This is a genomic window from Rhodobacter maritimus (assembly GCF_058747975.1).
Genome location: NZ_CM179095.1, coordinates 2415187 through 2433624, shown reverse-complemented (window position 1 = coordinate 2433624; position 18438 = coordinate 2415187). Strand labels below are relative to the sequence as shown.

Sequence of the window (18438 nt, the reverse complement as noted above, 5' to 3'; positions counted from 1 at the left end):
GAAACCGGCGCCCTTTTGTCTGGAGCGGGCGATGAGATTCGAACTCACGACCCTAACCTTGGCAAGGTTATGCTCTACCCCTGAGCTACGCCCGCACTCCTGACTTCCACCGAACTGGAGCGGGCGATGAGATTCGAACTCACGACCCTAACCTTGGCAAGGTTATGCTCTACCCCTGAGCTACGCCCGCGCTACCGGTTCGGTGGAGGCGGATTTAGGCCCTCTCGGCGCGGTCTGCAAGGGAAAAATTCTTTGACCGGGGGAATTCTCCTGATCTTGCCGGAAGGTCCGCCATGGCGGGCCCGCATGCCGGCGGGCCCGTGGCGTTTCGCATTCATTCCAGTTCGATAAGCAGATCCTTGGCGTCGATCTGGCTTCCTGCCGCGACGTGGATGGCCTTGATCGTGGCGGTGCGATCGGCATGGATGCCGGTTTCCATCTTCATCGCCTCGATGGTCAGCAGCAGATCGCCCGCATTGACCTTCTGGCCGCTCCCGACCGCAAGCGAGGCGACGGCGCCGGGCATGGGGGCCCCGATATGGTTGGGGTTGCCTTCCTCGGCCTTGGGCTTTGCGGCGGTGGCGGCCTTCGCGGCACGGTTGGGCACGCGCACCACGCGCGGCTGGCCGTTCAGTTCGAAGAACACCTTGACGTTGCCGTCATCGCCGGTTTCGCCAACCGCCTGCAACCGGATCTCCAGCGTCTTGCCGGGGTCGATCTCGGCCGAGAACTCGTCCGCGGGCTGCATACCGTAGAAGAAGACCGGGGTGGGCAGCGTGCGCACCGGACCATAGATGCGGTGGCGACCCATATAGTCGAGGAAGACCTTGGGATACATGAGATAGCCCGCAAGATCCTCATCATCCACGGCAAAGCCGTTCAGCTCGGCCGAGAGCTTCGCGCGGGTCGCCTCCAGGTCAACGGCGGGCAGGTGCCGGCCCGGACGCTCGGTCGAGGGTTTCTCGTCCTTGAGCACCTTGCGCGTGATGCCTTCGGGCCAACCGCCCGGCGGCTGGCCGAGATTGCCGCGCAGCATGTCGACGACCGAGTCGGGGAAGGCCACGTCGACCGCCGGATCCTCGACCTGTTCCCGGCTCAGCCCCTGCGCGACCATCATCAGCGCCATGTCGCCCACCACCTTGGACGAGGGTGTGACCTTCACGATATCGCCGAAGATGCGGTTCGCATCGGCATAGGCCTGCGCCACCTCGTGCCAGCGTTCCTCAAGGCCAAGGCTGCGCGCCTGCGCCTTGAGGTTGGTGAACTGGCCGCCCGGCATCTCGTGCAGATAGACCTCTGAGGCGGGCGCCTCTAGGCCCGACTCGAAGGCGCGATACTGGTGGCGCACGGCCTCCCAGTAGTTCGAGATCTCGCGGATCGCGCCGACATCGAGGCCGGTGTCGCGCTCGGTATGGCGCAGGGCCTCGACGATCGAGCCGAGGCAGGGCTGCGAGGTGCCGCCCGAGAACGCGTCCATCGCCGCATCGACCGCGTCCACGCCCGCATCGGCGGCGGCCAGGACCGTGGCGCCGGCAACCCCGCTTGTGTCATGGGTGTGGAAGTGGATCGGCAGGCCGACCTCTTGCCTGAGCGCGCCGATGAGCGCGCGCGCGGCGGCCGGTTTCAGAAGGCCCGCCATGTCCTTCAGGCCCAGCACATGCGCGCCCGCGGCCTTCAGCTCCTTGCCCATGGCGACGTAATAGTTCAGGTCGTATTTCGCGCGGTCGGGATCGAGGATGTCGCCGGTATAGCAGATCGTGCCTTCGCAGACCTTGCCGGCCTCGACCACGGCATCCATCGCCACGCGCATGTTCTCGACCCAGTTCAGGCTGTCGAACACCCGAAACACGTCCACGCCGGTTTCGGCGGCGCGCCTGACGAAGAACTGCACCACATTGTCGGGATAGTTGGTGTAGCCCACCCCGTTCGAGGCCCGCAGCAGCATCTGCGTCATGACATTGGGCATGGCCTTGCGGATGTCGCGCAGCCGCTGCCAGGGGCATTCCTGCAAGAAGCGGTAGGCCACGTCGAAGGTGGCGCCCCCCCAGCATTCGACCGAGAAAAGACCCGGCAGGTTCGCCGCATAGGCCGGTGCCGCCCCGATCATGTCGATCGAGCGCATGCGGGTGGCCAGAAGCGACTGGTGCCCGTCGCGCATCGTGGTGTCGGTGATCAGAAGCTTCGTCTGCGCCGCCATCCAGTCGGCCACCGCCTGCGGGCCCTTGGACACCAGCAGGTCGCGTGTACCCGGTGCCACCGGGTGTTTCGGCGCGGGCGGGCGGGGCTGGCGCGCCTCGGCCGGGGGGCGGGGGCGCCCGGCGGTCTCGGGGTGGCCGTTGACGGTGATGTCGGCGACATAGGTCAGGATCTTGGTCGCCCGGTCGCGGCGCTTGCGGAACTGGAACAGGTCGGGCGTGGTGTCGATGAATTTCGTCGTATAGCTGTAATCCAGAAATGTCGGATGTTTCAGCAGGTTGATGACGAATTCGATATTGGTGCTGACGCCGCGCACGCGGAATTCGCGCAAGGCGCGGTCCATGCGGCTGATCGCCTGCTCGGGGGTCTGCGCCCAGGCCGTGACCTTGACCAGAAGCGAGTCATAGTAGCGCGTGATGACGCCACCCGCATAGGCGGTGCCGCCATCCAGCCGGATCCCCATCCCCGTGGCCGAGCGATAGGCGGTGATGCGGCCGTAATCGGGGATGAAGTTGTTCTGCGGATCTTCGGTGGTGACGCGGCATTGCAGCGCATGCCCCGAAAGCGTCACCCCCCTTTGGTCCGTGATACCCGTGGCTTCGGCCAGGGTGGCGCCTTCGGCGATGCGGATCTGGGCCTGCACGATGTCGATGCCGGTCACTTCCTCGGTGACGGTATGTTCCACCTGGACGCGCGGATTGACCTCGATGAAATAGAACTGCTGGCTGTCCATATCCATCAGGAATTCGACCGTACCCGCGTTCTGATAACCGACCGCGCGGCCGATCTTCAGCGCCAGTTCGCAGACCTCGGCGCGCTGGGCCTCGGTCAGGTAGGGGGCGGGGGCGCGTTCCACGACCTTCTGGTTGCGGCGCTGCACGGTGCAGTCGCGTTCATAAAGGTGATAAAGCCCGCCATGCGTGTCGCCCAGAAGCTGCACCTCGACATGGCGCGCGCGCAGGATCATCTTTTCCAGATAGCCCTCGCCATTGCCGAATGCCGCCTCGGCCTCGCGCCGGCCCTCTCGGACCTTCTCGACCAGCTCACCCTCGCCCATGATCGGGCGCATGCCGCGCCCGCCGCCGCCCCAGCTTGCCTTGAGCATAAGCGGATAGCCGATTTCGGCGGCCTCGGCCTTGATCGCGTCGAAATCCTCGCCCAAGACCTCGGTTGCGGGGATGACGGGAACGCCCGCCGCGATCGCCACGCGCCGCGCCGAGGCCTTGTCGCCAAGCGCGCGCATGGTTTCGGCCTTTGGGCCGATGAAGGTGATCCCGGCCTGGGCGCAGGCCTCGACGAAATCGGGGTTTTCCGACAGAAGCCCATAGCCCGGATGGATCGCATCCGCGCCAGATTCCCTGGCCACGCGGATGATCTCGGGGATGCTGAGATAGGCGCCGACGGGGCTCAGGCCTTCGCCGATGCGATAGGCCTCGTCGGCCTTGAAGCGGTGCAGGCCAAGCTTGTCTTCCTCGGCATAGACGGCGACCGTCTTCTTGCCCAGCTCGTTTGCCGCGCGCATCACGCGGATCGCGATTTCGCCACGGTTTGCAATCAGGATCTTGCGAAACATCAGACACCCTCCCCGGACTGTGTGCGCGAACGGTAGCGACGCTGCGGCGCGGCGCAAGGCGGAAACCGACCGATTGTAACAAATTCTTGCACCGCTTCGGGGAGTGACGCGGAATTCGGCACAAGCGGCCGCCGACGCGGCTTGCCCTTGACAGGTCCGAACCGACAGGGGCAAGCAAGGCGCATGATCGACTTGCGCCCGGTGGGTTACATCATTGGTCTTCTGATCTCGGTTCTCGGCGTGGCGATGCTGATACCGATGGCGCTCGATTTCCATCGCGGGGACGAGCATTGGCGCGCCTTCCTCGAATCCGCGATCATCACCATCATTTCGGGCGCGCTTCTGGCGATGGCCTCGCAGAACGCGCTGCGCAAGACACTGACCTTGCAGCAAAGCTTCATCCTGACCTCGGGGGTGTGGCTGGCGCTGCCCTTCTTCGGATCTCTGCCCTTCATGATCGGCGCGCCCGGCGTCAGTTTCACCGATGCCTATTTCGAGGCGATGTCGGGCATGACCACGACGGGCACCACCGCCTTTCCCGACCTGGACGTGCTGCCCTGGGGCACCAACCTGTGGCGCGCGATCCTGCAATGGCTGGGCGGGCTTGGCATCGTCATCGTGGCGATGATCTTCCTGCCGGTGATGAAGGTCGGCGGGATGCAGTATTTCCGCTCGGAAGGGTTCGACACGCTGGGCAAGATCCTGCCGCGCGCGATGGACATCTCGACCCAGATGATCCGCATCTATGTCGGGCTGACGGTGCTGTGCGCCACGGTTTACGCGGCCCTGGGCATGACCGCCTTCGATGCCGTCGTGCATGCGCTGACCACGATGAGCACCGGCGGGTTTTCCAACTACAATGCCAGCTTCGGGGTCTACAAGGGCGCGCCGGAATACGCCTCTTCGGTGTTCATGCTGCTGGCGGCGATGCCGTTCATCCGGTTCATCCAGCTGACGCAGGGCCATGTGGCGCCGCTTTGGCGTGACCCGCAGGTGCGCGCCTTCCTGCGCTGGAACCTTTATGCGATCCTGATGATCGTGGCCTACCGGATGATCCGGCACGAGGCGAGCCTGCTTCCCACCCTGCGCGAGGTCACCTTCAACGTGGTGTCCACCTTCACGGGCACGGGCTATGCGTCAGAGGACATCACGAAATGGGGGCACATGGCCTTCGTGGTGCTGATCATCGTGGGGCTGATCGGGGGCTGCACGGCCTCGACCGGGTGTTCGGTCAAGGTGTTTCGCTACCTGATCCTGTTCGAGGCGATCAAGACGCAGATCCGCCGCCTGCACAGCCCCCACCGGGTCGAGCCGGTGCGCTTCGATCACCGCCAGATCCCCGAAGAGGTCGTGAATTCGGTCGTGTCGTTTTTTTCGTTCTTCATCCTGACATTCGGGCTGCTGATCGTGGGGCTGTCGCTGACCGGCCTCGAGACGCAGACCGCGATGACCGCCGCCTGGACCGCGATTGCCAATGTCGGGCCCGCCTGGGGGCCCGAGGTTTCGCCCACCGGCTCGATCAACGCCTTTCCGGAACCGGCCAAGTGGCTGATGATCCTGGGAATGTTCCTTGGCCGGCTGGAGCTTCTGTCGGTTCTGGTGCTGCTTTTGCCGCGCTTCTGGCGCGAGTGACGCGGCCCCGCGGGGGGCCGCGCCGGACGGGCAGGCCCTATTGCCAGCAGGAAACCTGCACGGTCATCTGACGCGCGAGCTTGGCCAGATCCTCGGGCGGAAGCGTTCCGCTGCGGGCCGAGGCCTGCGGGACAAAGCCGTTCTCGGCCAGGGCGGGGGTCATCGCATCCACCTGCACGGCCAGCGAAAGATCCGCGGGCAAAAGCTTGCCGTCGCCCCCGTCGCGCGGCAGCAGCAGCCCGATGACCGAGCCGGAACCGTCGAGAACCGGGCCGCCCACGTCGCCGTCAAGCGTGCTGGCGGTCAGCCGCGCCTGCCCGGCTTCGCCCATCAGGCCGGTCGTGTCCGACAGCGTGCCGAAGGTCAGCACCGGCGCCGAAAGCGCGTCGGGATAGGAATAGCCCGCCACCGCAATCTCGGTTCCCGTGCGCGCGGGCGCGGTGCGGAACTCGGCCACGGTCGAGGGTGCAAGGGTGCTGCGCGGGGTCAGCACCGCGATGCCCAGATCCTTGTTCACATAGGACAGGTCGACCTGCTGGCCGTCGACGGTCACGCGCCCGCAGGCCTCCAGCCCGCGCTCGGCGGTCAAGACATTGCCGCTGGCATCGACATAGAATCCGGAATGGGCGAATTCGGGGCGGCGCACGTCCAGACCCGCCAGAAGATCGCTTTTTGCCACCTCCAGCGGCTTGCCAAGCGTATCGTCCAGCGCATGCGCCCCCACCGGGCGGAAGCTGGCCTGCATCGCCGCCTGCACCCGCGCCATCCGTTCCGCCTCGGCCGGCGGATAGACCAGGGTAAAGCCCTTGATGAGGCCGCCTTGCAGCTTCACCTCGGTGTAGGAATGGACCCGCTCGTTCTGCCCGCTGAGCCGGAAGCCGTTGCGATCGCGCGCGCGTTCCCCTTCAAGCGGCACGATCTCAAGCGTCTGCATCACGTCGTAAAGCCCGAAAAGCGTGTTCTGGTCGCCCTGCTGGGAAATCAGCAGAACCCGCACGCCCGAGCCGTTCTTTTCGCGGTAATGCACGAAAGGCGCGTCGTAATGGTCGAATTCCACAAGGCCCAGGGGCAGCTCGACCGCGATGCCGGCCTTTTCCTCTTCGATCGGGGCAAGGCCGATGGCGTCGCGCTCGCCGCGATAGGCGGCCAGAAGTGCGGCCTGCTGGTCCGAGGCCAGAACCCCGGTCGGCTCGAACCCGTTGGCGGTTTGCCAGGCTACGATCGAGCCGCGCGTACCGCGCCCGAAGGCGCCGTCGATCGCGCTGTTGTAATAGCCCTGCCATTGCAGCGCGGTCTGGATTTCCTGCCGTTCCTCGCGGCTCAGCGCGGCTTCAAGGCGGCGGGAATCGGCCAGCGTCTCGACCGGCGGGGGCGGCGGCGTGACGGGCGCGGCCGCGATCTCGGGCGGGGGCTCGGTGGCCGCCGGGGGGATCGGCTCGGCCGGAATGACGGGCTGGGCAGCGGACGAGCCGGCCCCAAGCGCCGCCGCGCCGTCCGGCGTGACGGCCGTGCCGGTGCCAAGCGCCGCTCCGACGGGCCAGAACTGCTGGCGGTAATTGCCGCCGTCCGAGACATAGCTGTCGCGCGGGATCAGCCGTTCGCCCAGCAAGAGCCGCAACCGGCCCTGCGCCTCGTCTTCGGTGGCGAAGGGGCCAAGGCTGATCGCATACCAGCCCGTCGACATCGCATAGCCCGAGACGTCGGGGAAGGTGCCCGCCCAGTCGCGCGCGCGCGCCTCGGCGCCGCTCAGCGAGGGCTGGGCCTCGATCTGCACCCACGCCTCGGCCAGTGCGGCCCCCGACAGGCCAGCCACCGACAGGCCAAGCCCCATCGTCACACAGACCGCTCTGACAAAACCACTCATACCTCAATCCCATGTTGTCGCACCTGTTCGCGGTGCCCTGCGGGGCAAATTAGCAGGACCAGCGCCCGCGTCACCCCAAAATGCGCCTGCCGAATTCACCCTTGCGTGCCCGATTCCGCGCCCCCGCCCCCCGCGCCCCCGTTGACCCTTGCCGGTGCCTTGTCTAGGGAGAGGGCGCTTTCTCATCCGAGGTGCCCCATGTCCAAGCCCGCCGCTCCGCGCTCGTTCCAGGAAATCATCCTGCGCCTGATGTCCTACTGGGCCTCGAAGGGATGCGCGGTGTTGCAGCCCTATGACATGGAGGTCGGCGCCGGCACCTTCCATCCCGCGACCACCCTGCGCGCGCTTGGCCAGAAGCCCTGGGCCGCGGCCTATGTGCAGCCCTCGCGCCGCCCGACCGACGGGCGCTATGGCGAAAACCCGAACCGGTTGCAGCATTACTACCAGTATCAGGTTCTCATCAAACCCTCGCCGCCCGATCTTCAGGCGCTTTATCTGGGCAGCCTCGAGGCCATCGGCATCGACCTGGCGCTGCACGACATCCGCTTCGTCGAGGATGACTGGGAATCGCCCACGCTCGGCGCCTGGGGGCTGGGCTGGGAGGTGTGGTGCGACGGCATGGAAGTGTCGCAGTTCACCTATTTCCAGCAGGTCGGCGGGCATGACTGCAAGCCCGTCTCGGGAGAGCTGACCTACGGGCTTGAACGCCTTGCGATGTATGTGCTGGGCATCGACCATGTGATGGACATGCCCTTCAACGATCCGGATGCCCCGATCGCACTGAAATACGGCGACGTGTTCCGCCAGACCGAGCAGGAATACAGCCGCTGGAACTTTGACCAGGCTGATACCGACATGCTGCTGACGCATTTCGAGGATGCCGAGGCAGAATGCGAACGCATCCTTGCCGCGCCCGAAACCGACGCGGCCGGGCGGCGCATCGTGATGGCGCATCCGGCCTATGATCAGTGCATCAAGGCCAGCCATCTGTTCAACCTTCTCGATGCGCGCGGCGTCATCTCGGTGACGGAACGGCAGGCCTATATCGGGCGGGTGCGCGCGCTTGCGAAGAAATGCGCGGATGCCTTCGTGCAGACCGAAGCGGGTGGGGCAGCGGCGTGAATGGCAAGTTCGTCGGAGGTGCCATCGTGCTGAGCGCCCTCATCGCCGGCGCCGCGGTCTGGTATATGCAGGTCTACGGCTATTACGAACCGCTGCCCGCCTCGGCCCCCGCGGCCGAGATCCGGCTGACCTCGGTTACGACCGGCCGGCCCGAACCGATCCTGACCGAAGGGTTTTCGGGGATCGACGCGGACAGCTCTCCGCTGCGGTTCCGCGGCTGTTTCTCGACGCCCCTGTCGCTGGCGATGCTGTCCGAGACCTTCGCCGTCTATGACCACGCAACGCCGCTGAACGCGCCGGGCTGGTTCGACTGCTTCGACGCCGCGACGATCGGCGCCGATCTGGAAAGCGGCGCGGCCATCGCCTTCCTGTCCGAACACGAGATCCGCCCCGGTATCGACCGCGTGGTGGCGGTCTATCCCGATGGCCGGGCCTATGCCTGGCACCAACTCAACGAGAATGCGGAGAAGTGACATGTCCGACCTGCTGATCGAGCTTTTCTCCGAGGAAATCCCCGCCCGCATGCAGGCCCGCGCGCGCGAGGACCTGCGCCGTCTTGTGACCGACGGGCTGGTCGCGGCCGGGCTGCATTACAAAAGCGCGGGCGCGTTTTCGACGCCGCGCCGGCTGTGCCTGACAATCGAGGGGCTGTCGGACGAAAGCCCCACGCTGCGCGAGGAGCGCAAGGGCCCCGCTGTCGGCGCCCCCGATGCCGCGGTGCAGGGCTTTCTGCGCGCGACCGGCCTTGATCTCGATCAGCTTGAGCGGCGGGACGACAAGAAGGGCCAGGTCTATTTCGCGGTGATCGAAAAGCCGGGCCGCCGCGCGCCCGAGATCGTGGCCGAGGTGCTGGAAAGCGCGATCCGCAACTTTCCCTGGCCGAAATCCATGCGCTGGGGGGCGGGCAGCCTGCGCTGGGTGCGCCCTCTGCATTCGATCCTGTGCCTGCTCAGTTCCGAGGCCGGGGCCGAGGTCGTGGCGCTTGAGGTCGACGGCATCGTGGCGGGCAACACGACCGAGGGGCACCGTTTCATGGCGCCGGGCCGCTTCGCCGTCAGCAGCTTTGACGACTACCGCGCCAGGCTGAAGGCCGCCCGCGTCATTCTGGACAGCGCCGAGCGCGAGGAACATATCTGGCACGACGCGCAGAACATGGCCTTCGCGCGCGGGCTGGAACTGGTCGAGGACCGGGGCCTTCTGGCCGAGGTCGCGGGGCTGGTCGAATGGCCCGTGGTGCTGATGGGCGACATCGCCCCCGCGTTTCTGGAACTGCCGCCCGAGGTGCTTCAGACCTCGATGAAAGAGCATCAGAAATTCTTCTCGGTCCGCAACCCGAAGACCGGCCGGATCGAGGGCTTCGTGACCGTGGCCAACCGCGAAACCGCCGATCACGGCGCGACGATCCTGCAGGGCAATCTCAAAGTGCTGTCGGCGCGGCTGTCGGATGCCAGGTTCTTCTGGGAGAACGACCTGCGCACCGTGCGCGCCGAGGGGCTTGAAGGCATGGGCGCGGGGCTGGCCGATGTCACCTTCCACAACAAGCTGGGCTCGCAGGCCGACCGCATCCGGCGCATCGAGGCGCTCGCGCGCGAGATCGCGCCGCTGGTCGGCGCCCAGCCCGATCTTGCGGCCGAGGCGGCGCGCGTGGTGAAATCCGACCTGCGCTCGGCCATGGTGGGCGAATTCCCCGAGCTTCAGGGCCTGATGGGCAGCTATTACGCCCGCGCCGCGGGCCTGCCCGAGGCGGTGGCGCATGCCTGCAAGGCGCATTACTCGCCCCTTGGCCCCTCGGACGACGTGCCCTCCGAGCCGGTCTCGGTCGCCGTCGCGCTGGCCGACAAGATCGACACGCTGACCGGGTTCTGGGCGATCGACGAAAAGCCGACGGGAAGCAAGGACCCCTTCGCGCTCCGCCGGGCGGCGCTGGGGGTGATCCGGCTGGTGTTGGGGAATGGGCTGCGGATCGGACTGATCAAGTTGTTGCTTGAGCATTTTCAACTGGTTCATCGTCAAGAGCATGATCGCCGTTTGGGCGAGGCGCGAGAGGCGCTTGGGATTTCGCTAGTGGCGAGCGCGATTGTCACGACAAATGTTGATGGGCGGCAGGTTCCTACTGTATTGCTCGACCTCCTGTCCTTCTTCCATGACCGCCTCAAGGTCCATCTCCGCGATCAGGGCATCCGCCATGACGTGATCGACGCCTGTCTCGCCATGCCGGGCAATGATGACCTCACGCTTCTGGTCAAGCGGGCCGAGGCGCTTTCGGCCTTCCTTGGGACCGAGGATGGCGGGAACCTGATCCAGGGCTTCCGGCGCGCCAACAACATCCTGACCCAGGCCGAGGAAAAGGACGGGGTCGAATACAGCTATGGCGCCGATCCGAAATTCGCCGAAAGCGACGAGGAGCGCGCGCTGTTTGCCGCGCTCGACACCGCCGAGGCCGCGATCGCGCCCGCCATGCAGGCCGAGGATTTCTCCGCCGCGATGGGAGCGATGGCCGCCCTGCGCGCGCCGATCGACGCGTTCTTCGAGGCGGTTCAGGTGAACGCGGACAATCAGGTGGTGCGGCGCAACCGGCTCAATCTGCTTTCGCGGATCCGCCAGATCTGCCTTTCGGTCGCCGATCTGACGCGGATCGAGGGCTGAGCGGCGAGGGACGCGGGCAAAGGTAGCGCTTGCGGCGAATCGCTTTCGCCCTATGCTTCGCGCAAGTTCAGGAAATGCTGCAATGCAGAAGCGTGCCGATCTTGCCGAATTCGTGGAACTGACGCCCTCGGCGCCGGTTGTCGTCTCGCGCCATGGCTGGCGCGCGAAATGCCTGCAACGCCTGATCCGGATGGAGCTTCCGGTGCCGCGCACCGTGGCGCTTCCGGTCGAGACGGTGCGCGCCATCGCCGCCGGCCAGATGCCCGATACCGAGGCGCTGGTCGCCCTTTTCGGCGATGATTTTCTGGTCTCGGTCCGCTCCAGCCCCGAAAATCCCGCATGGGGCGGGCCGGGGACGGTGCTGAATGTCGGCATGAACGATGCCGCGCGCGACCGGCTGGAACGGAGCCATGGTGCCGAGGCCGCCGATGCGCTTTATCTGCGTTTCGTGCAAAGCTATGCCACCCATGTCGCGCGGCTTGATCCCGACATGTTCATCGCGCCCCCCGGTCCCGATGCGCTTGCCGCGGCGCTTGAGGCCTATCAGGCCGAGACCGACGAGGATTTCCCGCAGTCCCCCGCCCGCCAGTTGGCCGAGGTGTTGCGCTCGATGGCGCGCGCCTGGGAGGGCACGACCGCGCGGCTTCTGCGTCAAGCCAAGGGCGCCCCGGCCGAGGCCACGCTTGGCCTTGTGGTGCAGGAGATGGCGCTTGGGATCGGGCCCGGCCTGTCGGGTTCGGGGACGATGCAGTTCGTCGACAGCGTGACCGGCGCCACCCGCATCACCGGACGGTTCCGCGGCCAGAGCCAGGGCCGCAACCAGGCGGTCGAGACGCTGTATCTGACGCGCGATCCGCGCGGGGCATCGCTGGAAGAGGCCTCGCCCGAGGTGTTCGACCGTCTGGTCCGCCATGGCGCGGCCTGCCGCGAGCAGTTGCGCGAAGAGATGCAGATCGAATTCGCGGTCGAGGACGGGGCGGTCTCGATCATCGACGCGGTGCGGGTGCAGCGGTCCTCGCGCGCGGCGGTGAAGATCGCGGTGGCGCTTGCCAAGGATGGGATCATCACGCGCGACGAGGCGCTGCTGCGGGTCGAGCCGCGGGCGCTGTCGGAGCTGTTGCATTACCAGGTGGACCCACGCGCACCGCGCGACACGATCGCGCATGGCATCGCCGCCAGCCCCGGCGCCGCGACCGGCAAGATCGTCTTCACCTCGGCCGCCGCGCAGGCCAGTGCGGCGCGGGACGAGCCCTGCATCCTTGTGCGGCGCGAAACCGTGCCCGAGGATATTCGCGGCATGCACGCCGCCGTGGCCGTTCTGACCGAACGCGGCGGCATGACCAGCCATGCCGCGGTGATCGCGCGCGGCCTTGGCCTGCCCTGCATCGTGGGCTGTTCCGACATGCAGCCCAACGCGCGCGAGCGGACCCTGCGCACCCCCGACGGCCGCATCTTCCGCGAGGGCGAGGTGATCACCGTCGACGGCACCAACGGCGAGGTTCTGGCCGGCGCGGCCGAGATGCTGGAGCCGGCACTGGACGACGGGTTCCGCACCCTGCTGCGATGGGCCGACAATGCGCGCGACATCGGCATCCGCGCCAATGCCGATACGCCCGACGATGCGCGCACCGCGCGGATGTTCGAGGCCGAGGGGATCGGCCTGTGCCGGACCGAGCACATGTTCTTCGACGAGGACCGCCTGACCGTCATGCGCGAGATGATCTTTGCCGATACCGCGCATGACCGGCATATCGCGCTCGATCGCCTTCTGCCGATGCAACGTGCGGATTTCACGGCGCTTTTCGACATCATGGCGGGGCTTCCGGTCTGCATCCGGCTGTTCGACCCGCCGCTGCACGAGTTCCTGCCCCATGACCGCGAAGGGATGCGCGAGCTGGCCGAGGCGCTGGACCGCCCCCTGTCGGACGTGACGCGCCGCGTCGAGGCGCTGAGCGAATTCAACCCGATGCTGGGCATGCGCGGCGTGCGGCTGGGCATCACCGTGCCGGAAATCTACGACATGCAGGCGCGCGCCATATTCGAGGCGACCGTAGAGGCAAGCCGCCGCGGCGCGTCCGTGGTGCCCGAGATCATGATCCCGCTGGTTTCGGCGCAGCGCGAGGTGGAACTGGTCAAGACCCGCATCGACGCGGTCGCCGCCGCCGTGCGCAACGAGGCGAAGGCCGATTTCACCTATCGCCTGGGTGTAATGGTGGAAACTCCGCGCGCGGCCCTGCGCGCGGGCGAGATCGCCGAGCATGCGGCCTTTTTGTCCTTCGGCACGAACGACCTGACGCAGATGACCTACGGGCTGTCGCGCGACGATGCGGGACGGTTCATGGGCTCTTACGTCAATCAGAAGGTCTATGCCGAAGATCCGTTCCATATTCTCGATGTCGAGGGGGTGGGGGAGCTGTTGCTGATGGGGGCGGCCCGCGGACGATCGGCGCGGTCGGACCTGACGATCTCGGTCTGCGGGGAGCATGGCGGCAACCCCGAATCGATTGCGTTCTGTCGCGCGGCGGGATTCGATTATGTGTCTTGTTCGCCGTTTCGCGTGCCGGTTGCGCGACTTGCGGCAGCACACTTCGCGCTGCTGACCCCTAAAACCTGAGGTTGAATCCGCACCCTCGTTGCGATTCCGCACGTTTTTTCAGCAGTTTGCCTTTGCTCCTGCACCTCTTTCCCGGCTTTCCCGAGGTCGCGGCTTCGGCTGAAATCCGCGCATGAAATCGCGCCGCAAAGCGTGATCCCGCCCCCGGGTAGACTCTTTGGCCGTTTTTCGGGTATGGCACTGCGGTCGCGGCCTGCGGGCCGGGGCGATTGAACTTATCGGAAAGAAAACATGTCAGTGCTGAAAAGCTGGACGGGGGGCGCGCTCGTGCTTCTTGCCATGGCCGGAGGCTTGCGTGCCGAAGTTACGGTAAGCCAGTCGAACGATCCCACCGCGATTGTGGGCAGCGGTCTGGTGGCGCTTCTGGGGCAGGAACGCTCTGCGCTTGAGGCGATCCCGGCAAAACGCATCTCTGCCATCACCACGGCGCCGAAAGCGCCGCGCAAGTCTTCCAAATCCGTTGCTTCCCCGCAACCGATCACGGCCGAATGGCTGTCGGCGCAGCCTGCGCCTTCGGGCGGGGCCGAGTTCCAGTGCCTTGCCTCCGCGATCTATCACGAAGCACGAGGGGAAGGGCTTCAGGGCCAGATCGCCGTGGCCGAGGTTATTCTGAACCGCGTCGATGACGCGGCCTTTCCGGGCTCGGTCTGTAGCGTCGTGAACCAGAGCAATGGCCGTGGCTGCCAGTTTTCGTTCACCTGCGACGGGCGCCCCGATACGGTGCCGCAGAACGCAACTTTCGTGAACGTGGCCAAGGTGGCGCGGGCGATGCTGGACGGTGCACCACGCGGGCTGACCGATGGCGCGACCTTCTTCCATACCCCGGCCGTTCGGCCGAACTGGTCGACCCGCTTCACGCGCACGACGCAGATCGGGTCGCACATCTTCTACCGCCCGCCGCTGCGCACGGCGATGAACTGAGGTCGCTTGCGACTGCGGGATGCCGTTTCGGGGTGGGCCGGGGCCCACCCTTTGCTTATGATCCGCCCGACTGAAGCGGAAATCCCATGACCAGCGACATCTCACTTGCCTTCGCTCATCCTGAAGAGCGCGCCGAAGCCTCTGCGGGGGCCGATCCGCGCGACCGCATCTCGCTGCGCGATCATGTCGTGCAGGCAGATATCGGTGCGTTCCAGCAAGAGCGGGGCCATGCGCAGCGGCTGCGCTTCAATGTCGTGGTCGAGGTGCGGGGGCAGATCTCTCCGCTGGCCGACGATGTGGACCGCATCCTGTCCTATGACCGCATCACCGAGGCGATCGCGGCCGAACTGGCCGATGAGCGGCTCAACCTGCTGGAAACGCTGGCCGAACGTGTGGCCGAGCGCGTTCTGGCAGAACCGCAGGCGATGCGCGTTTTCGTCCGGATCGAAAAGCTGGATCGCGGCCCCGGCGCGCTCGGGGTCGAGATCGTGCGTTCCCGCGCGGCGATTCCGGTGCAGGGCGTGGCGGCGGACGGCTCGGCCGAGGCGCTGCATCCGCTGGTGGCCCTTCTGTCGAACGCCGCCATCGCGGCGCCCGATCTTGCGCAGCGGCTGGACCGGATCGAGGCGGCGGGCCTGCCGGTGATCCTGGCCGTGGGAATGCCCGACGGGGCGGTGCCGCAAAGCGGTCATCGCCCGACGCAGCGGCGCATCGACCTTCTGGCGATCGAGCAGAACGCATGGATGCTGGCCGCGCGCGATCCGCGCTGCGTGGTGGTTTCCAGCCGGACCGAGATCGACTGGGCGATGAAGCAGGGCCGGACCATCGTCTGGGCGCCCTCCAAGATCGTGCTCGATGCGGTGGACGGGCCCAAGGCGCCCGCGCGCGATGCCGTGGCGCTTGCGCTGTGGTTGGCCGAAACCCTTGCCGCCACCCGGCTGGAGCTTCACGGCGATGTTTCAGCCCCGGCAGGAAGCCGCGTGCCGATTGCGGTGGTGACGCGCTAGGCTCTTGCCAAGTCGGCTGCGATCGGGTGAAAGCGGGGGCATGGAGCGTCTGTATTTCCGACCGATCGCCATGACCGATGCCGCCGCGCGCCCGCGCGGGGCCTTGCCGCTGGCGGGGGGATGGTGCTGGTTCGACCGGGTCGAGGTGCTGCGACATGGCGGCTCGGACGGTATCGTGCCGCTTTCCGAGGTTCCCGCCGACATGCTGGACCGGCTGAGCGCGCCGCGCGCGCCCGTCGCCCGCCTGCGTCTTGAGGCGCCGCAGATCATGGGGATCCTGAACCTCACGCCCGACAGTTTTTCGGATGGCGGGATGTTCCTGCGCCCCGAAGAGGCGATGGATCAGGCGCGGCGGATGCAGGCGGCGGGGGCGGATATCCTTGATCTGGGGGGCGAATCCACGCGTCCCGGCGCCGCCGTCGTGCCCGATGCCGAAGAGATCGCGCGCACCGCGCCCGTGATCGCGGCCCTGCGGGGCGATGGCATGGGCCTTCCGCTTTCGATCGACACGCGCAAGGCCGCCGTGGCGCGCGCCGCGTTGCAGGCGGGGGCCGATCTTGTGAATGACGTGGCGGCGATGGAATACGATCCCGCCATGACCGCCGCCGTGGCCGAAACCGGGGCGCCGGTCTGCCTGATGCATGCCAGGGGCACGCCTGAGGTGATGCAGGAAGACCCGCGCTATGACGATGTTCTGCTTGAGGTCTATGACTACCTGGAGGCCCGGATCGCGGCCGCGGCGCAGGCGGGGATCGGGCCCGAGCGGATCGTCGTCGATCCCGGCATCGGCTTTGGCAAGACGGTGGCGCATAACCTTGCGCTGCTGCGCGGGCTGAGCCTGTTTCACGGGCTGGGATGCGCGGTTCTGCTGGGCGCTTCGCGCAAGCGCTTCATCGGCACGATCGGGCAGGCCCCCGAGGCGCGCGTGCGCATGCCCGGCACGCTTGCCGTCACGCTTGCGGGGCTTGCGCAGGGGGTGCAGATTCACAGGGTTCACGATGTGGCCGAAGTTGCGCAGGGCGTGCGGCTTTGGCGTGCGATTTCAGAAGGGTATGAGCAATGAGCAGGAAGCTTTTCGGAACCGACGGGGTGCGGGGCCGCGCCAACAGCTATCCCATGACGGCCGAGCTGGCGCTGCGTCTGGGGGCGGCGGCGGGGCGTTATTTCCGCCGCGACGGGCGCAACGGCCACCGCGTCGTGATCGGCAAGGATACGCGCCTGTCGGGCTACATGCTGGAAAATGCGTTGACCGCGGGGCTGACCTCGACGGGGATGAACGTGCTGCTTCTGGGGCCGGTGCCGACGCCGGCGGTGGGTTTCCTGACCCGCTCGATGCGGGCCGATATCGGGATCATGATCTCGGCCTCGCACAACCCCGCGGCCGATAACGGCATCAAGTTCTTCGGCCCCGACGGCTTCAAGCTGTCCGATGAGGCCGAGGCCGAGATCGAGGCGATCGTCGGGGCCGAGATCGAGCCCGCGCAGCCCCAGAATATCGGCCGGGCCAAGCGTATCGAGGATGGCCGGGGCCGCTATGTCGAATATGCCAAGACCACCTTTCCGGGGCGCGGCCAGCTTTCGGGGCTGAAGGTCGTGGTCGATTGCGCGAACGGCGCGGCCTATCGTGCGGCGCCCGAGGTGCTGTGGGAGCTGGGCGCCGACGTGATCCCGGTTGCCGTGGCGCCGAACGGTTTCAACATCAATGACCGCTGCGGCTCGACCCATCCCGAGACGGCGGCAGAGGCGGTGGTGGCGCATGGCGCGGATCTGGGCATCTGCCTGGATGGCGATGCGGACCGGGTGATGATCCTGGACGAGACCGGCCGCGTTGCCGATGGCGATCAGATCATGGCGCTTCTGGCCGCCCGTTGGGCCGAGGCGGGGCGCCTGCGCGGCGGCGCGCTGGTGGCCACCGTGATGTCGAACCTTGGGCTGGAGCGGTTCCTGGACGCGCGCGGGCTGCGGCTGGAACGCACCGCCGTGGGCGACCGCTATGTCGTCGAACGCATGCGCGAGGGCGGCTTCAACCTTGGCGGGGAACAATCGGGCCATATCGTCATGACCGATTATGCCACGACCGGCGACGGGCTGATCGCCGGGCTTCAGTTCCTGGCCGCCATGGTCGAGACCGGGCAGCGCGCAAGCGAACTTGTCACGCAATTCGAGACCGTGCCGCAAATGTTGAAAAACGTGCGTTACCAGCAGGGGCAAGAGCCGCTTTCGTCCGATAATGTTCGAAAAGTGATTTCCCTCTCAGAGCAGCGCCTGGCCGGAAAGGGCCGGATCCTGATCCGCAAATCGGGCACCGAGCCATTGATCCGCGTGATGGCGGAATGCGAGGATGACGCGATGTTGCGCGAAACCGTGGACGGGATCGTGGCGGCGGTCGAGGCCGAGATCTGAGCCCCCTCACCCCGTCAGGGCGGATGCCGCATAGCCCAGAAGCGCGAGGCCGTCGATGGCGATGATCGCGGCCCCTGCGCGGAACCAGCCGCGCGGGCCGTCCTGCCGCCGCATGACGATGAGGAAGGCGCGCAGCAGCGCCATCCGGTAGATCCCCGCCACGGCCGCCAGGACGGCAAGAACCGGGGCCATCGCCTGCGGCGCCGCAGCGGCAAGGATCGCGGCCAGCAGCACTACCGCGGGCACGATAACCAGCCCGATGCCGTAATTCCCCAGCCAGAACGTATCCCCCGCGCCAAGCCTGCCCGACATGAGATCCGCGAACCACTTGCGTGAGAAGATCCGGGCACGCTCGGCGGTGATCGCGTCAAGTTCGGATTGCGGGGTGTCGTGCATGGTTCGGCCTTTCTTCCGGGGCGGAATGCGAAAGGGCGCCCGTTCAGGCGCCCCCCGCAAGATC

Annotated in this window: 12 protein-coding genes and 2 tRNA genes; 9 read left to right on the top strand and 5 right to left on the bottom strand. The window is 66.8% G+C overall.

All coding sequences use genetic code 11. The features are described from left to right. Positions 1-20 precede the first annotated feature (20 nt). The 3 genes from AC4PTO_RS12360 to AC4PTO_RS12350 all read right to left on the bottom strand — a co-directional run bounded on the left by AC4PTO_RS12360 (position 21) and on the right by AC4PTO_RS12350 (position 3769). Positions 21-95, bottom strand: a tRNA-Gly gene (locus tag AC4PTO_RS12360). A gap of 20 nt (positions 96-115) precedes the next feature. Next, positions 116-190: transfer RNA gene (locus AC4PTO_RS12355), tRNA-Gly, on the bottom strand. A 144-nt stretch (positions 191-334) separates the two neighbouring features. Then, positions 335-3769 (bottom strand): pyruvate carboxylase, encoded by a 3435-nt coding sequence (locus tag AC4PTO_RS12350; RefSeq protein ID WP_492728880.1) that lies wholly within the window; start codon positions 3767-3769, stop codon positions 335-337. Between the two features lie 183 nt (positions 3770-3952). Here AC4PTO_RS12350 and AC4PTO_RS12345 point away from each other — a divergent pair, with 183 nt between their 5' ends. Further along, a complete protein-coding gene (locus tag AC4PTO_RS12345; protein ID WP_492728879.1) occupies positions 3953-5401 on the top strand; it encodes a TrkH family potassium uptake protein in 1449 nt (482 codons plus the stop codon). A gap of 37 nt (positions 5402-5438) precedes the next feature. On the opposite strand, the gene AC4PTO_RS12340 is transcribed toward AC4PTO_RS12345, so the two are convergent. Continuing rightward, positions 5439-7265, bottom strand: coding sequence for a peptidoglycan-binding protein (locus tag AC4PTO_RS12340; protein WP_492728877.1), 1827 nt, complete (start codon positions 7263-7265; stop codon positions 5439-5441). Positions 7266-7463: 198 nt separating this feature from the next. Between AC4PTO_RS12340 and AC4PTO_RS12335 the strand changes: the two genes are divergently transcribed. From AC4PTO_RS12335 to glmM, 8 genes are all read left to right on the top strand, one after another. After that, positions 7464-8387 carry a glycine--tRNA ligase subunit alpha gene (locus tag AC4PTO_RS12335; protein WP_492728876.1) on the top strand — a complete coding sequence of 308 codons (924 nt, stop codon included), beginning with the start codon at positions 7464-7466 and terminating at the stop codon, positions 8385-8387. After that, a complete protein-coding gene (locus AC4PTO_RS12330; protein ID WP_492728875.1) occupies positions 8384-8860 on the top strand; it encodes a DUF6446 family protein in 477 nt (158 codons plus the stop codon). Before AC4PTO_RS12335 ends, AC4PTO_RS12330 begins: the two co-directional genes overlap by 4 nt. A gap of 1 nt (position 8861) precedes the next feature. Beyond that, the gene (gene glyS, locus AC4PTO_RS12325) at positions 8862-11033 is read left to right on the top strand and encodes a glycine--tRNA ligase subunit beta (protein ID WP_492728874.1); all 2172 of its coding nucleotides are present in this window, start codon (positions 8862-8864) and stop codon (positions 11031-11033) included. 82 nt (positions 11034-11115) lie between these two features. Beyond that, on the top strand, positions 11116-13647 hold the full coding sequence (locus AC4PTO_RS12320) for a putative PEP-binding protein (RefSeq protein WP_492728872.1): 2532 nt from the start codon (positions 11116-11118) through the stop codon (positions 13645-13647). 231 nt (positions 13648-13878) lie between these two features. Next, on the top strand, positions 13879-14568 hold the full coding sequence (locus tag AC4PTO_RS12315) for a cell wall hydrolase (protein WP_492728870.1): 690 nt from the start codon (positions 13879-13881) through the stop codon (positions 14566-14568). 86 nt (positions 14569-14654) lie between these two features. Then, positions 14655-15575: a dihydroneopterin aldolase gene (locus tag AC4PTO_RS12310; RefSeq protein ID WP_492728868.1), complete on the top strand. Its 921-nt coding sequence runs from the start codon at positions 14655-14657 to the stop codon at positions 15573-15575. A gap of 40 nt (positions 15576-15615) precedes the next feature. Further along, complete coding sequence (gene folP, locus AC4PTO_RS12305) at positions 15616-16638, top strand: dihydropteroate synthase (RefSeq protein WP_492728867.1); 1023 nt, start codon at positions 15616-15618, stop codon at positions 16636-16638. Beyond that, positions 16635-17978 (top strand): phosphoglucosamine mutase, encoded by a 1344-nt coding sequence (gene glmM / locus AC4PTO_RS12300; protein WP_492728865.1) that lies wholly within the window; start codon positions 16635-16637, stop codon positions 17976-17978. The genes folP and glmM overlap by 4 nt, the downstream gene beginning before the upstream one ends. A 6-nt stretch (positions 17979-17984) precedes the next feature. Here the strand turns inward: glmM and AC4PTO_RS12295 are convergent, their stop codons facing one another. Continuing rightward, entirely contained in the window at positions 17985-18374 is a 390-nt protein-coding gene (locus tag AC4PTO_RS12295; protein ID WP_492728863.1) for a hypothetical protein, read from the bottom strand. Positions 18375-18438 lie beyond the last annotated feature (64 nt).

Excerpts from the sequence above, each read along its gene's own strand:
- AC4PTO_RS12320 (WP_492728872.1), top strand. The coding sequence starts at position 11,116 with ATGCAGAAGCGTGCCGATCTTGCCGAATTCGTGGAACTGACGCCCTCG.
- glmM (WP_492728865.1), top strand. The coding sequence starts at position 16,635 with ATGAGCAGGAAGCTTTTCGGAACCGACGGGGTGCGGGGCCGCGCCAAC.
- AC4PTO_RS12350 (WP_492728880.1), bottom strand. The coding sequence starts at position 3,769 with ATGTTTCGCAAGATCCTGATTGCAAACCGTGGCGAAATCGCGATCCGC.
- glyS (WP_492728874.1), top strand. The coding sequence starts at position 8,862 with ATGTCCGACCTGCTGATCGAGCTTTTCTCCGAGGAAATCCCCGCCCGC.
- AC4PTO_RS12335 (WP_492728876.1), top strand. The coding sequence starts at position 7,464 with ATGTCCAAGCCCGCCGCTCCGCGCTCGTTCCAGGAAATCATCCTGCGC.
- AC4PTO_RS12295 (WP_492728863.1), bottom strand. The coding sequence starts at position 18,374 with ATGCACGACACCCCGCAATCCGAACTTGACGCGATCACCGCCGAGCGT.
- AC4PTO_RS12345 (WP_492728879.1), top strand. The coding sequence starts at position 3,953 with ATGATCGACTTGCGCCCGGTGGGTTACATCATTGGTCTTCTGATCTCG.
- folP (WP_492728867.1), top strand. The coding sequence starts at position 15,616 with ATGGAGCGTCTGTATTTCCGACCGATCGCCATGACCGATGCCGCCGCG.
- AC4PTO_RS12340 (WP_492728877.1), bottom strand. The coding sequence starts at position 7,265 with ATGAGTGGTTTTGTCAGAGCGGTCTGTGTGACGATGGGGCTTGGCCTG.
- AC4PTO_RS12315 (WP_492728870.1), top strand. The coding sequence starts at position 13,879 with ATGTCAGTGCTGAAAAGCTGGACGGGGGGCGCGCTCGTGCTTCTTGCC.
- AC4PTO_RS12310 (WP_492728868.1), top strand. The coding sequence starts at position 14,655 with ATGACCAGCGACATCTCACTTGCCTTCGCTCATCCTGAAGAGCGCGCC.